The 15,171-nt window shown below is 35.7% G+C and carries 11 protein-coding genes; all 11 read right to left on the bottom strand.

Going from position 1 to position 15,171, the window contains the following annotated elements:
• Window positions 1–77: 77 nt before the first annotated feature.
• The 11 genes from F6K15_RS15665 to F6K15_RS15615 all read right to left on the bottom strand — a co-directional run bounded on the left by F6K15_RS15665 (window position 78) and on the right by F6K15_RS15615 (window position 14,799).
• Complete coding sequence (locus tag F6K15_RS15665) at window positions 78–776, bottom strand: methyltransferase domain-containing protein (protein WP_293062217.1); 699 nt, start codon at window positions 774–776, stop codon at window positions 78–80.
• A gap of 493 nt (window positions 777–1,269) precedes the next feature.
• Complete coding sequence (locus tag F6K15_RS15660) at window positions 1,270–1,542, bottom strand: hypothetical protein (RefSeq protein ID WP_293062215.1); 273 nt, start codon at window positions 1,540–1,542, stop codon at window positions 1,270–1,272.
• 112 nt (window positions 1,543–1,654) lie between these two features.
• A complete protein-coding gene (locus F6K15_RS15655; RefSeq protein ID WP_293062213.1) occupies window positions 1,655–1,807 on the bottom strand; it encodes a hypothetical protein in 153 nt (50 codons plus the stop codon).
• Window positions 1,808–2,171: 364 nt separating this feature from the next.
• Window positions 2,172–2,876, bottom strand: coding sequence for a bifunctional 2-polyprenyl-6-hydroxyphenol methylase/3-demethylubiquinol 3-O-methyltransferase UbiG (locus tag F6K15_RS15650; RefSeq protein ID WP_293062211.1), 705 nt, complete (start codon window positions 2,874–2,876; stop codon window positions 2,172–2,174).
• A gap of 584 nt (window positions 2,877–3,460) precedes the next feature.
• On the bottom strand, window positions 3,461–4,438 hold the full coding sequence (locus tag F6K15_RS15645; protein ID WP_293062209.1) for an isopenicillin N synthase family oxygenase: 978 nt from the start codon (window positions 4,436–4,438) through the stop codon (window positions 3,461–3,463).
• 360 nt (window positions 4,439–4,798) lie between these two features.
• Window positions 4,799–5,479 carry a class I SAM-dependent methyltransferase gene (locus F6K15_RS15640; RefSeq protein WP_293062207.1) on the bottom strand — a complete coding sequence of 227 codons (681 nt, stop codon included), beginning with the start codon at window positions 5,477–5,479 and terminating at the stop codon, window positions 4,799–4,801.
• 1,176 nt (window positions 5,480–6,655) lie between these two features.
• Complete coding sequence (eno, locus tag F6K15_RS15635; RefSeq protein ID WP_293062205.1) at window positions 6,656–7,942, bottom strand: phosphopyruvate hydratase; 1,287 nt, start codon at window positions 7,940–7,942, stop codon at window positions 6,656–6,658.
• 348 nt (window positions 7,943–8,290) lie between these two features.
• The gene (locus tag F6K15_RS15630) at window positions 8,291–8,746 is read right to left on the bottom strand and encodes a hypothetical protein (RefSeq protein WP_293062203.1); all 456 of its coding nucleotides are present in this window, start codon (window positions 8,744–8,746) and stop codon (window positions 8,291–8,293) included.
• Window positions 8,747–10,369: 1,623 nt separating this feature from the next.
• Window positions 10,370–11,617 (bottom strand): FtsX-like permease family protein, encoded by a 1,248-nt coding sequence (locus F6K15_RS15625; protein WP_293062201.1) that lies wholly within the window; start codon window positions 11,615–11,617, stop codon window positions 10,370–10,372.
• Between the two features lie 390 nt (window positions 11,618–12,007).
• A complete protein-coding gene (locus F6K15_RS15620; protein WP_293062199.1) occupies window positions 12,008–13,030 on the bottom strand; it encodes a polysaccharide deacetylase family protein in 1,023 nt (340 codons plus the stop codon).
• A gap of 203 nt (window positions 13,031–13,233) precedes the next feature.
• Window positions 13,234–14,799, bottom strand: a complete 1,566-nt coding sequence (locus F6K15_RS15615) for a bifunctional pantoate--beta-alanine ligase/(d)CMP kinase (protein WP_293062198.1) — start codon at window positions 14,797–14,799, stop codon at window positions 13,234–13,236.
• Between the last annotated feature and the right edge of the window lie 372 nt (window positions 14,800–15,171).

Raw genomic sequence — 15,171 nt, 5'->3', positions numbered from 1 at the left:
TTTGAATAGCGATTTTAGGATAAATGAATTTGATTGATTAACAAGTCCATATTTATAATATTCCTTTTGTGGTTTACTTAGGGTTTTATGCACAAAAAAGTTACAAATCCTAGTCTAGCATTGATTATTTCTATTTGAGAAAAACCAGTTTTAGCTAATAACTCTAGATTTTGTTTTACAGATAGAGGAACTAATATACCTTCTAATTGTTGTTTCTTGCGTTCAATTTCTTCATTACTTAATCCTTGGTCTTGTTTAAAAAGTATATATTGATTTTCTATTATTTGACTTTGAAGTGTTTTTTCTGTCAGTATAAATAATCCTTTACTAATTAGAGAATCAAAAATAGCTTTTAAGTATGCTTGTCTTTCTTGAATGAAGTGAAGAGTCCAGTTACAAACAATAGCATTAAAAATCATATTTTGAACGAATGTTTCTGATTGAAAAAGTCTTGAAGGAAAGTCTTTGTCAACTTTACTCAGATTTTTGCCAGCTACATTTAGCATTTCTTGAGAATAATCTATCCCAAACAAATTTTTGAAACCCTGTTTGTATAAATAATACAATGTATTACCACTAGCACATCCCACGTCTACAATAAATCCATCTAGAGGTATATTATCTTTAAGTATATTAATTGTTAGCTCTATTACTTTCCAGTAGTCAGGTATATGTTTTTCTGCTTCATCAGTAAATCTGTGAGCTATTTCAGCACCAAAAACCCAGTCTTCTAAATCATTAGAATTTTTTTCTGGATCTTCTTTGTTTTTGTGCATATAAAAAATATTAAACCTATAATTTTCAGGCTATTATACTATAGCATTTCTCTGTTTAATCAGGTATTAGTGATTAGCTTCCCCTAAGATTAAGTAATTGATATAAGCCGTAAAATCTGTGAGATATTTGGTAATATCCGTCAATTCCCATGTGAGATAAATTGCTCACAGGAGATTATAATATGATGTCTTTGGCAATACTATGCTCGTTCAAATAGAAAAAACCGCTATCGTCGCAAGCAAGATATAATCGCTCGATTTCGTGCGGATCTTCTTGTGCTAATTTTTTGAGAGAAATAATTGACAGGTTTTCCATATTTTTTCTTGAGATTTTTGTCGTTAATTAGGATTTTTGTTTGTCAGAACTAGAATTATATCAAATCTGCTCGGGTTCGGTATAAAAAAATGTTCCATCTTCACATAATGCCAAATCTTTCTCGATATTCCCCTCCTGGGAGGGGTTAGGGGTGGGTCCCCACACTCCCCACACTCTTTATCTAATTACACCAATGCTACCGAATTTAATATTATTGGTGGGAACAGTTCCTGAGAACTGGACGAATTTTTGCCACAACCATTCTGGCATAGTATGATGCTCTTCATACACTTGACCGAATAGATTCTGAATTTCCTGAAAATAATTTTCTACAGACTTACCACTATTTTGTAACGGTGTCAAAATTTCCTTTTCAAACAGAGCGATCGCCAGATTTCTCACACCTTGTTGATAAAGCTTGTAAAAATAAAGTTGAGTTTCTTCAGGCATTCCTACACATTTTCAAGGAATATAACCTTTTAATCCCAGTAACTCTGACCAAATATATAAATTTTCTTCCATAGTAAAGAGGTCTTTACCAAAAGCTTTAATTACTTTTTCTCTATCTCCATAAGCGCAAAAACCAGCAAAAACAGAGATAGCGAAACCATATTTCACTGCCTTTGACTAAAACATTTTCTAGGTACACTTCTTCAATTAGAAAATCATCAAATTCTTGGCAGTTGAAATATTTTTTTGTTTCTAAACTTTGCATTTTTTGCTGATATTTATTGACTTAGTATGTGAGTAGTCATTATGGTGTAATCACAATTTTACCAAATCATTGATATTTTTCCTGATTTTTTCCGTAGATTAGGGGAAAAACAATTACCCATTTAGAAAAACAGCATTCATTAATTGGGTGTTGGTGACTTGAGGTATGATATCATGTCCGGATAAGAGCGCGAAAAAAAAACTTGATCTTCTACTGCTCTTTCTTCTTATTTCTTCCCTCTTGAGTTGATCCGACTGAGTTCCCCTACTGGGAGGCGTTAGGGGGTGGGTTTACTCCTAAAGAATTAAGATTAATATCATACAAATGCTTCAGCAACGCCATTAATTGTGTCATAATTGCTGTATTATTTGTAGCTGACTAAAAACTTGCCATCAATAATCTGATATCCTTGCTTAAATCCAGCATCAATCAGCATTTGAGTTGTCTGTTGTCTATCAAAAACATAAAAACGGCAAAATTGTTCGCTGATAATTTCTCCATTAGCTTGAGAAAACACATACCACTTATCAATATAATTTCCCTCTTTCTTGATTTTCTGCTCATAAAAAATCTCACCTTTGATTTCCTTTCTATAGTTGGTATGAGTTCCCTGAATTCCTAGTGCTAATAATCCATCCTCGTCTAACTGACTGTGTAACTTTGCCAACAACTGCTGATTTTTTTCTGGATCGGTTATGTGACTACAAATTCTATATTCTCCATCTTCTTCCAATATACAAATCACACCTCCAGTTGAAACTATTGCTTCAAACTTTTCCTCAGTTTCAAATTGTGTAATATCTTCACAAATCAATCTAACATCTGAATTTGCTAATCTCTTCTTCGCAATTTCCAACATTCGGGGAGAAAAATCAACGCCAACAATGTTATAGTTTGCCAAAGCAAGCATTTTTTCACTAAGTAATCCAGTTCCTACACCAATATCTAAAACTTTTCTTCTAGTACCAAGTAAGTTGTACAAGGTATTGCTAAGGGAATCATAGTCAAAGTATCCACTGGTCAATAGGTTGTCATAATAATTGACTATCTCAACATACTCATTAATCATATTATCTCCGGTAGCATTGGTATTGTAAAGGTAAGGAAGAAGGAAGAAGGAAGAAGGCTTTATATAAAATCCGGTTATACAGTTATCGCACTTTCTAATTCCATTCAATGCAGACATAAAATGCCAGAATATTCCCAGATAATTCCAACTTTCATCCTTTCTTCCTACTGACTACTGACTCCTCTCATCATACAATAACTAATTATTCGGATATTATATTAGTTATCAGCGTTGCTGAATTGAAGTATGAATGTGCAATTGTTTGGTTCTGGTCAAGCCCCCTAAATTCCCCAATTTTGGGGGACTTTTAGAGTTTTATACCCCCCAAAATTGGGGGGTTAGGGGGGCTTGCATCATACCCAGAATCATCAACGCCTAGTTATCTAGAACAGAAGACTTAAAAGTCCAAAAAAACTTAAATTTTTTGTAGATATTCACCCTTGGGTTTACACAAACGATAAAGTGCCGACATTATATCACTTATTTATTCTTATAATTAAAACTAACCCAATTTAGGCACAGGTATCAAATCCTTAATAAATTGGGTTATACGTGAAAATTATTAAATTCTTATCTATCTCTAATTAAACTAATTCTTTAGCTCTACCTGACCCTTCACCAGTTTCCCAGATCGATAAAAAATTGTTCAACATCACTTCCTTAGAACGAATCGTTTTAGTAGTACCTAAAGGTTGAATTATTGTTTCAATATTTGGAAAAACAAAAATAGGCATAGAAACTCGGTCGCTTGCACGATTATGAATTACTTCGTGAGGAGTGCTGACAAATAAACCTTCTGTCCAATACTGTAACATATCCCCTAAATTAATGACAAAGGTATCTTCTATACAAGGAACATCAATCCATTTATCTTTTGTATAAACCCTTAAAGAAGGAGTAGGAAAGTATTCTTGGATTAAGACTGTAAAAATTCCAGTGTCGGTATGTTTTCCCGCTTTGCCAAAACCAGGCGGATAATAAACCGTCCGATGGATGAATGTTGGATCTATAAAATATTTATCAAACCAATTTGCTTCTAATCCTAAAGCTAAAGCTAATCCCTTTAATAATTTAGGAACTACTTTTGTCAGAATTTCATTTTGTAGCTGATAATGAGAACTAGCAAAACCTGGAGCTATACTATCATCAGGTATAACTGTCGGACCTGTAAATGGTTGCTCTGATAAAGGTCTTTCTATACCTAAATCAAAAATTTCTTTAGGATCTGCTTGTTCTCCATCCAGAAGTTCCCCATACAAAGGAGAGTAACCCCTACAATGTTTGGGATAAACTTTTTGGATGTCGTGACGATAGTTTAGTTTGACATCTTCAGGTAGTTTAAAAAACTTCCGGGATGCATCAATAGTTTGATTGATTATTTCTGAGCCAATTCCATGTTCTTTTATATAAAAAAAACCATGTTCGTAGCAAACATCGTACAATTTTTTGATTTCTTCTGGGCTAGCTTTTTCTAATTCTGATAAAGAGATAATTGGTAGACTTTCCATAGTATCAATTTGATAGTTCAATTTCCCATCTAACATTTCCGCAATAAAAACCATAGAGTTAGCTAATTTTTGCTTTCTTCATATTGCTAGAAAATAGTTAAGGTTTCGGTAAAACCTAGGGAGTTGATTCTATCAGGTTTTCTGTTTTACTCTTTTGCCCTATAGGGAAATAACAAGGGCGATCTTAGAAATACTAAGACTAACTCCAAAACAGTACCCGAGCAACACTTTTAATAATCTAATAATCTCCTGTTCATAGAGATAAGCAGGAGTAGTGGTGCATAACTTTTCAGGGGTGGAAAAATTATCAGAATCAACATCCTAGGTAAAACTGGCTGCACGCGATCGCCAAACCTATATCTGGTTAGCTTTTACTAGGTTAGCTTTCACTCTTCGCTCACCGCAGCTTGTCAATTAACAAACTGCAAAAGCCCAATAATGCGCCCCTTCTTCAGCAATATATGGACCATCTTTAACATGATTGACCAATTTGACTTTACCTTCTTGTTGGTAGCGATCGCAAACTTCTTGGAAATCAGTGCTATCGTAATAGCTCTTGCGGGTACTTACTACTACCCAGCCACCTGGTTTGGTAATGCGGATTAGTTCTGATAAAGCAGTTGGAGGCACATGACCTAAAGTGAACACACCACAACAAACTGTAGCATCATACTGATTGTCCTCATAAGCTTCATTTATTTTAGTGAGGTCAATTCCACTTTCCAGAACATTATAAGCACCTGTCGCACGGGCTTTTTCTACCATTCCTTCTGATAAATCAGAACCATCTACATGATGATAACCTTTTTGCTTGAGGACAATACCCACTAAACCTGTACCGCATCCTGCATCAAGAATTTCAATATTTTTATTACTGGCATCTATTGCTTTTGAATCATTATCGCCCTTGAGAGTTTCTAATAAATCGGCAATGTACTTAGGACCAATATACTCTTCGTTAGACACATCGCTATTATAGGCAGCCGCCCATTGATCGTAATATTCTTGTATTTTTTCCGCATCACCTGAGAGAATATGAGCTCCTTTGATGGCATTAAAACTTTCGTTGATGTTAGTTTTTACTGATTGACTCATTGTTTTTTTACTCCAAACTGTTTTTGTTTTAATTGATTTTTTTCACGTTAATCTTCTAGCTAATGCTGTATTAACAAACACTTAGCTAGTAAACTATTTAGGTTTTATCGAACAATCTAGTTTATGCTTAATTGCTCTCCCTAAAAGTATTCCAAACCTTGATCTAGCAATCTTTAATTGACCACAAAAATCAGGTATTGTCCCTATTAAGGAGATAAAAAAGAAAATTTTGCATCTTCTCGCTTTCCTGTTGCAAGAGGTACTGAAGCCCGTAGTTTTTCTTTCTAAGGCTAGCGTAATTTTATGTCAAGAGGCTAATTGTTAATGCAGATCCTCCTTCTGAGGGTAACTAAATTGACAGCTTTTTCTAAAACTGAAATCATTTTTATTATGTATGGTATTTTTGCATTTTTGCTAACATCTAAATGCTTAATTTTGCGAATAATTCTATGATTAGGCTGATAACTAGATTCGTTATCGACAGCCCAAATGGTTCAACTATTCAATTATATCACATCTATAATTTAATCCCATGTTTTTTTCTAACTGAAGTCAGCTTTTTTTTCGATGATGACATCATTCACATATTCTATAAAATGCTATCTAAGAGCTTTTGCTAGCTCTATCAAACCATGCTCTAAATTAAATTTTGGTGATTTTTAATGTACAAAACTGCTACCAAAGGTAGGCTTTAATCAAATTCCACATCAAGTTTAAGGGAATACTATTGTTTTGAGCATTAGCAGTAATGCCAGTCAATAATTTAACTATTAGCTAAGTTATACTCCTATACGGGCAAACAAGCAAGTGATGATTTCTCTACATCCTCTAGTTGCTTCTTTTGAAGAATATTCCCGTATTGCTGCTTATTTATATTTGTCATATAGTTTCGCTGGGTCGTCCCCCTCAGGTAGTTTAAATATCATTGGACAGCCTATTGTCCCTGTGCCAATGAATGAAACATTTGTTTGATTCTCCATCAAAAATTTTCCTGATTTAAGGATGTAACAGATTTAACAGTTTCAAGTTTAGTTTAGAAAGTGACTATCGTCAACAGTCAACTTTTGGCTTTATTGCGAATAAATGGGAAGAAACTCTGGTATTACCCCATTTGAGTTTCTATCCCTGATAGTTTTCTTGTTGTTACTTAGTTTTTGATGGTATTAGACCACTAACCTAATTTCGGCCTTTTGGTCCTAAACCTACTGCACCCGCATAGATGGCACGATCGCCTAATTCATCCTCGATCCGTAACAGTCGATTATATTTAGCTACTCGTTCGCTACGACAGAGGGAACCTGTTTTGATTTGACCTGCTCGTGTTCCTACTGCTAAGTCAGCAATAGTTGTATCTTCTGTTTCTCCTGAACGGTGACTGATCACTGAGCGGAAACCATTACGAGTTGCTAAGTCAATAGTTTCTAAAGTTTCAGTCAGGGAACCTATCTGGTTCAGTTTAATTAAAATTGAGTTACCAGCACTCATATCAATGCCTTTTTGTAAACGAGAAGGGTTGGTAACAAATAAGTCATCTCCCACTAATTGAATTTTGCTACTTAATTTTTGGGTTAGCTGTACCCAACTGTCCCAGTCGTCTTCATGTAGGCCATCTTCTATGGAGACAATGGGATATCGATCGACTAAACTAGCTAAATAATCAATTAATTCACTAGGGGAATGAGTTGCGCCGTCGTAAATATAGTTACCATCTTTGTAAAATTCGCTAGCAGCTACATCTAACGCTAGAGCTACTTGTTCTCCTGGTTTGTAACCTGCTTTCTCGATCGCTGCAATTAATATATCTAATGCTTCTTGGTTTGAGCCTAAGTTGGGAGCATAACCACCTTCGTCTCCTACTCCACCTAGTAAACCTTTGTCTTTTAGAACTCCACTGAGGGTGGCGAAGACTTCTGCACCCCAGCGCAGTGCTTCTTTAAATGAGGGCGCACCTACAGGTACGATCATAAATTCTTGAATGTCTACGTTATTAGCAGCGTGGGCACCACCATTAATTACATTCATTAAAGGTACTGGTAGCAGACTGGCTTGTGGTCCACCTAAATAGCGGTACAGTGGCATACCCACAGCATTAGCGGCTGCTTTAGCAGTAGCTAGGGAGACAGCGAGGATAGCATTAGCACCTAAATTACTTTTATTGGGGGAGCCGTCTATTTCGAGCATTTTGCTATCAACTGAGGTTTGGTTGAGAGCATTGATTTTGATTAGGGCAGGGGTAATTTTTTCTTCAACGTTTTTTACTGCTGTGAGTACTCCTTTACCGCCGTAGCGTCCTTTATCTCCATCCCGAAGTTCGTGGGCTTCAAAGCTACCTGTAGATGCACCACTGGGCACTTGGGCCAGTCCAATTATTCCATTGGCTAGCTGGACTTCCGCTTCGATGGTTGGACGACCACGGGAGTCAAGAATTTCTCTGGCGTGGATTGATTCAATACCTGTCTCCATGTTTTTTCTTCCTTATTCTGTCAAGTTTTATGGTGTTGGCTAAATACTAATGGCGGGTTTCTTGCGCTATGGGGAGTCGTCTTTGTCAACCCAAATTAGCAAAATTTAGCGTTTCCACTGACAGAATAGAAGGTTAATCAGGCTTTTGAGCTAGATATCAAAAATGTTTAATAATTTTATTAATCCTCTTTCCATACCACTAATTTTAGCTAAATATGTAATTTTTTATTTTTTTTTAATTATTTTTCAAAAAAATATATTTATTCATGGATATTTCTAGGATGTTAACAAATTATAAGATTTAATTATATTAAATTATACAAATAATTTATTTTTTTCAAGTTAAGCTTAGGCAGATTTGGGATTAAAGCTAATGGCCGATGCCCAACTTTGAAAATCTGGTGCTACACGAATTAACTTTTTGTGAATTTCATCTGTCACCCATAATACTAATGGAAACTGAAAGTTTTGGAATTTATTTCTGACTAGGTTAGCTGCTATTAATAATCTATCTAGAGTATTGACTGATTCTAAACTCTTAACCATTAAAGCTTTTGGAGAAATTTCCCCTAACTTTTGGTTGATACTGGAGTAAAGTGTATCAGTAGAGTTGTCTAATGCTAATTCTTGGTATTCTACAGGGTATTCTTGTTTAAGTTTTTCGAGGATCTGTTCTCTTAATTCTGGAGAATTACAACGCACTAAAATTAGGGAAAAATCGCCCTCAGACATAGTTAAAGCCCTAGCTAATTTTCTAAGCGATCGCTCGTTATATTCGACTTTACTTTTGCTTATATTAGACATTTTTAGTCTGCCCTTAGTTTTATATTTATCTGAGTTATTTACATATACTTGTAATTGTATGGTAAGAATATTGATTTGTATCTAGGGGTCTGAGTCAGCATTATGGCGTAAGTAAATTTTGTTCTGTATCACTAGGTCATAGTGACTCAGCTCAATGTCAATAATAGTTTTTGTAACATTTTATTCGATTTCTAGTTGTATTTACTGACACTTTTTCAGGAAATGAAGTAAAAATAATACATTAACTATTAAGTAAAATAACTAAAATATTGTACTTATATCAAAATGATGAGTTTTAGTTGAATATTAATGATGATTTATTTTTCCAAAATATACTTTTTTTGACTATAAAAAAATTGATTTAATGGTTTTATGTGTGCTATATTTATTTGTATCAATCGCTATAAAAAATTATGATATTTTTGCTTCAATTAAAGAAAAAAGAATGTATTGTGAACTTTTTTTGATTAAATTATCTCCGATTTCCTTTAGGCAATATACTTTTTATAGGGATATAAAAAAGAGAATATTTGTTAGTTTAGTTAGGTAAAAATGGCAAAAATATTAAACATTAGAGCGACGGGTGAAAAACTACTTTTTGATCGGCATATTTGGTCTCAGGAAGATTTAACCACTCTTTGATTCAAGGTTTAGAAACCTCATACCAAATGAATATAAAGTTGCAGAGAATAATATCTTAATCAGAGTTAACTGTAGTTCTAGACAGACAAGTTAATAAATTTCACCATTCTGTGGAGTCTCGCATCAAATTGGTATAGTATCTAACATCTAACACCTAATTAGGGTTTGCTGAAAAAGTATGAGTGGTAAGGGTAGGAGTTAGAACTCAGAACTCAGCACTCAGGAGAAATGGGAATTATATCATGTCCGGTTGAACAGTTATAAATATAGCAATGAGCGCTGGTATATTTACAAATTGCAGGAGAGGCCAAATACCTAAAAGTCTTATGTTATCGGCAATTGATTCCCCCTTCCGGAGCTGTTGCTTTCCGGAGCTGTTGCCTGCGCACAGCGCTATAAATAACGACGGAGTCCTCAGGAGTCAACCCACCCCCGCCCCTCCCAGGAGGGGAGCCAGGAGGGGAAGGACCGAGTCAGGAGGTAAGAAAGAAGAAGGAAGAAGGAAGAAGAAGAACTGGAGTTGAAGGAGAAAGTTTTTTTATCACTAATTAGGGCTTGCTGATTAATTATCAAACCATTGACAAGTAAAGGTTTGAACCTTCTTTGATTCCCCAAAAGTGTGTTGGTTTTAGTCTAAAACCCTCAAAAAAGCACGCATAAAAGGCAAACCTTCGGACAGAAAAATCTGAGGACAAAACTTAGCTCCTACCTCTTCTAAATTCCCCTCCTGGGAGGGGTTAGGGGTGGGTTTACTCCTGTCTCCTGTCTTCCCCTCCAGGGTCGGGACCCGCGGGTGGGTTGTCTCCTGTCTTCCCCTCCAGGGTCGGGACCCGCGGGTGGGTTGTCTCCTGTCTTCCCCTCCAGGGTCGAGGCCCGCGGGTGGGTTGTCTCCTGTCTCCTACTCCTACCACTCATACTTTATTCAGCAAGCCCTAATTATCCGGACATGATATTACAGAGGATGTAGTATTGAAATTATTTCTAAGCTTTAAATACAATTGCAGGATCGATACGAGTTACTTTTTGAATGGCAAAGAAAGCTGACCCGACACACATAAAAACAGTTATACCTAACACTCCAAGTGCAGACAAAGGTGTAATCAAAATAATAATTCCTTTACCTGCTACCCAACTACTTAATCCTAAACACACCAACATCCCAGGGAGATAACCTAAAACTGCCATCCAAATTGCCTGCTCTACAATTACTGCATACAACTCCTTATCAGATGCACCCATTGCCTTGAGAGTACCAAATTCCTTTAGGTGATCGGACACAGATGAATACAAAATCTGGGCGACCACTACTATGCCTACAATTACACCTACTACTGCACCCATTCCCAAAACTAAACCAATATTTGTTCGTGCCAACCAAAAAAATCTGGTTTTTTCAGATAATTCATTTTTAGTGTAAGCATTAGTAGCTGGCATCGCCTCTTCTATTTTTTGTTTTAATACTTGTAAATCTTCACCTGGTTTAGCTTTGACTAATATATAGGCGATCGGATCTGCTACTTCTAACTCTTTTGGTGGTGGCGTTTCTTCCAACTTTTGAGTGGGGTCTTTTTTTTCTACTACTTTTGTACATTGAAGATTTCCTGCTCCTACAACTTTGCAGTTAACTTCGGCGTTAATACCTGCACTAATATATGTATTAGCATTTTCTAGGGATGTAAATAGCAAGGTACTGGATACAATTGACTGAGTACCTTTGGTAACTGCGACTAATTTTGCTGGTAGGGAACCTGCGATCGCCGTTGTTCCTACTCCTTCTGCAAGCATACTGGATAATCTACTTTGGTCGGCCATCACAGCGAATGGTTGCTTTAGGTCCCTGAGGTTACCTTCAATGACTTTTCCTGGGTTGAATAGTTGTCCATCTGGGTTAAATCCAACCACCATTAATGGACTCATTTCTCCATTCTGAGGTCGCCATCTGACTGACCCTAAAATTAAAGCTTCTGCTTGTTGGATGCCTTTTATTGTTTTAGCTTGATTTAATTGACCGTAAATTAGGGGGTCTGTTAGCTCGAAGTTGACCATTTCATTAGAGGCGATCCAAATATCTGCATTGGATTTATCTATTAGTAGGGTTGTGGAACGAGCAAACCCATTTAATATGCCTGTTTGAATTGTTACTAAGCTGACTGCAAATAATATCCCTGCTTGGGCTACTATGAACCGAGGAATATCTTCTAATAAATTTTTGCGAGCTATGGAAGCCATTTTGTTTTGGTCAAAGGTACTAATAGATGGGTTTATCAAATAATTAATAATGAATAATTAATAATGAATAATTAAGAGTTGATAGTTAATAATTATTCATTCAACAATTCAGGTTTAAAGCCTCCTCTTGGATAAGGGATAAAAGCGGTCGCTCTTCGCAGCTTTTACGTAGGGTGGGATGGCGAGGAAGCCTGCGCCATATCCAAGAAAAAAAATCTTTTTAGCCAATCCTTTTCTTGATAAAAAGAGGTAATTATTCATTAGACATCTCCAAAAATCAAAAATAAAGTCAATTATCATACAGAAATTATCAGTTATTTCTCCCTATTCCCTATTCCCTATTCCCTATTCCCTCTTTTCTGGAGATGTCTATTATTAATTGTTGAAAGTTTACTCCTTGTTTGCCGGCTCCTTGTTCTCTTGTGCATTTGTTTCTTGCTTTTTAATTTCTCTTTTTTGTGCTAATTCTTCCTGATGTAGCTCTCTATCTTTAATTGTTAGTAATTCTGGTATGGTAACAAATTCATAACCTTGTTTTTTCAAGCCAGCAATAATATTGGGTAGAGCTTCAACAACGTGACCTCTTGGGCCACCGCCATCATGCAGTAAGACAATTCCACCATTGCTAGCTCTATTCAAAACTTTTTTAGTAATTTGTTGGGCTGACCTGTAATACCAGTCTACAGAATCAGCAGACCATAAGACTACGGTGTGTTTCCGTTCTTTGGCATAGTCGGCTAAACCATTAACGAGGACACCTCCTGGAGGACGAAATAGGTTGGTAGTCCTACCTGTTATCTTATATATGAGGTCTGCTGTACGTCCAATTTCGCTTTTGATCCGGTCTGAACTCATTTTACTACTTTTAGAAGGGTGGTTCCATGTGTGGTTAGCAATAACGTGACCTTCTTCTACAATTTTTTTACCTATTTCTTGACGTACGTTTAAATGTTGGCCGACGACGAAAAAAGTTGCTCGAATATTATGTTTTTTGAGAATATCTAATATTTGTTCTGTGGTTTTGTTCCATGGACCGTCGTCAAAGGTTAAGGAAATAACTTTTTGTTTGCTATTGAGAGTAACATTTTTAACTGTTTGACTTTGGAATCTTTTGGGGACGCTAAAATTAAAGGTTTTTAATTCTAATTCCCTCAGTTTTTGTTTAGTATTATTAATTTTTTTAGCAACAACAGAACTAATTTTAATTACTTCTAATGGAGTGTCTTTGTTATTTACCGACTGATTTATTTGCTTTGTATTTGTTGCTGTTTTTACTGTAGTTGCTTTTGTGGTTGTTTGTTGATTTGTCCATATTTCCATGGGCAGTAACATTCCGATTAAGAAACTTCCACTAGCAGCTATCACTGTTGCTAAAGATTTTCCTTGTCTGGATAGTGAACCTAAGTTTGTCATATTTTTCCTACACACCTTTATCACTATAATTTTTTGAAATTATTCAGCTATCTTGTCAAAACATTTCTGTTTTTTAGGTGATTTAACTATTGTTTTTACTTAAGACAATAGCTATTCTTCCGTTATAAATAAAATACTTTATTCTCCTCCTGAGTTTGATCTAACTAATCTTAATCTACTCAGTATTTTCCGGATTAATTGAACTATAGTTGTGGATTTTTTTGTGTGTAAATATCTACAATTTTATGAGTAACTTCAGCTATGCTTAAACCATCGGTGCTAATTTCTATAGCATCTGGAGCTTTTCGTAAGGGAGAAATTTTCCGGTTAGCATCTTTTTGGTCTCGTTGAATAATATCTTTTTTTACTTGTTCTAAGCTGATATTAGTTTGACCTTTTTGTTGTAACTCTAGCAGTCGTCGTCGCGATCGCTCTTCGGCAGAAGCTGTTAAAAAAATCTTTAGTTCAGCGTTGGGAAATACATGAGTACCAATATCTCGTCCTTCTGCTACTATTCCTCCTTTAGTTCCAAATTTTTGTTGTTGTTCTACCATAAAATACCTGACAGTTGCCTGAGCTGCAATAGCTGAAACATGATTTGTAACTTCCCTGCTCCGAATTGTTTCTGTCACATCCTGGCCATTAATCAGGACACGCTTATTTTCAGGACCATTAAAGCTAATCTGACATTGACTGACTAATTCTGCTACTTGAGGTTCATCTTCTACTGGGACAGCACCTTGTAAAACCATCCATGTTACGGCCCGATACATTGCTCCTGTGTCCAAGTACAAAAGTCCTAATTTTTGTGCTACTAATTTGGTTACTGTTGATTTGCCAGCTCCAGCAGGACCATCAATGGCAATTATTGGTTTGCGGTTTCTCAAAAGTATATTATCTATTAAACGGCAAGAACCAATATGAGCAGCGATCGCTAATAAACCTATATCTTGAATATTTTCTAAAGGTTGTAAATTTTCTGGATTGACTATTTCTACATACTCTAGTTTTATAAATGGTAAAGTTGCTAATTGTTCCTGCACAGCATTTTTAATTTTTTCGACAATATTTGCTGCATTTCGATTTTCTAAAAATACTTTTCTACCATGACAAAGAGAGCTATATAATATGGCAGCTTGCTGTTTTTGTTCGACAGTTAAATATTGATTGCGAGAACTAATAGCTAATCCTGAAGCTTCACGAACTATTGGACAAGAAATAATATTAACTGACAAACTGAGGTCTTTTACCAACCGTTGAATAATTGCTAATTGTTGAGCATCTTTTTGCCCAAAATAAGCATTATTTGGCTGAACTAAACTCAATAATTTAGTTACAATAGTGGCAATTCCTTGAAAAAAATTAGGTCTAGAAAGACTACACATAATTGATGTCATGCTAGATGGAGGAACAACTGTAGTTGTAGAATTTTGAGCATTAGTAGACAGCTCATTTTCCATACCCATCGTTTCAGGAGTGGGAGCAAAAATAATATCTACTCCTTCTTGTTCGCATAGTTCTTTATCTGTTTCTAACTGCTGAGGATATTGTTGGAAATCTTCAGTAGGAGAGAACTGTAAAGGATTAACAAAAATAGTCACAACAGTAATTTTATTCTCTTCTTTAGCACGTTTAATTAAGCTTAAATGTCCTTTGTGTAAAGCTCCCATTGTTGGTACTAAACCAACAGTATGTGGAGATTTGTGTCGATCATTTTTCAATAAGTTTAAGTAGCATTGCAAAGCTGCAATAGTAGTAAATAGACGCATTTTTTATAAAAATAATATTGATAATTGGTAAGCATTTCCTCCGGAATGCTGCGCAAACAGCCGTCAGCTATCAGCCATCAGCTATTGCTTTTAGTTTGATATAAAAGCTTTACTAATTGAATCAGAGTTTATACTTACACCTAAAAGCTGGCTTACACAGTCTATATTCATTAAAACTCTAGAGCTGAGAGCTGATAGCTGACAGCTAATAGCTGAATGCTTACGATAATTGGGAATTGGTAATGGGAATAGAAAGATTCTTTTTTAGGAGAAAACAGAAGAGGGTTATTATGATTTAGCAGTAACAACATTACAGCGCTTTTGCCGATCTCTAACCTCACGTCACAACAAAAATTGTGTAGGGGCGAATGG

Origin of the sequence: Okeania sp. SIO2B3 (genome assembly GCF_010672525.1) — a bacterium.
GTDB lineage: Bacteria > Cyanobacteriota > Cyanobacteriia > Cyanobacteriales > Microcoleaceae > Okeania.
This window is presented reverse-complemented; position numbering and strand designations above follow the sequence as displayed.

Bases quoted from the DNA above. Each gene is read 5' to 3' on its own strand.
- F6K15_RS15640 (WP_293062207.1), bottom strand. From the start codon at position 5,479: ATGAGTCAATCAGTAAAAACTAACATCAACGAAAGTTTTAATGCCATC.
- F6K15_RS15620 (WP_293062199.1), bottom strand. From the start codon at position 13,030: ATGACAAACTTAGGTTCACTATCCAGACAAGGAAAATCTTTAGCAACA.
- F6K15_RS15615 (WP_293062198.1), bottom strand. From the start codon at position 14,799: ATGCGTCTATTTACTACTATTGCAGCTTTGCAATGCTACTTAAACTTA.
- F6K15_RS15650 (WP_293062211.1), bottom strand. From the start codon at position 2,876: ATGATTAATGAGTATGTTGAGATAGTCAATTATTATGACAACCTATTG.
- eno (WP_293062205.1), bottom strand. From the start codon at position 7,942: ATGGAGACAGGTATTGAATCAATCCACGCCAGAGAAATTCTTGACTCC.
- F6K15_RS15655 (WP_293062213.1), bottom strand. From the start codon at position 1,807: ATGCAAAGTTTAGAAACAAAAAAATATTTCAACTGCCAAGAATTTGAT.
- F6K15_RS15645 (WP_293062209.1), bottom strand. From the start codon at position 4,438: ATGGTTTTTATTGCGGAAATGTTAGATGGGAAATTGAACTATCAAATT.
- F6K15_RS15660 (WP_293062215.1), bottom strand. From the start codon at position 1,542: ATGCCTGAAGAAACTCAACTTTATTTTTACAAGCTTTATCAACAAGGT.
- F6K15_RS15665 (WP_293062217.1), bottom strand. From the start codon at position 776: ATGCACAAAAACAAAGAAGATCCAGAAAAAAATTCTAATGATTTAGAA.
- F6K15_RS15630 (WP_293062203.1), bottom strand. From the start codon at position 8,746: ATGTCTAATATAAGCAAAAGTAAAGTCGAATATAACGAGCGATCGCTT.
- F6K15_RS15625 (WP_293062201.1), bottom strand. From the start codon at position 11,617: ATGGCTTCCATAGCTCGCAAAAATTTATTAGAAGATATTCCTCGGTTC.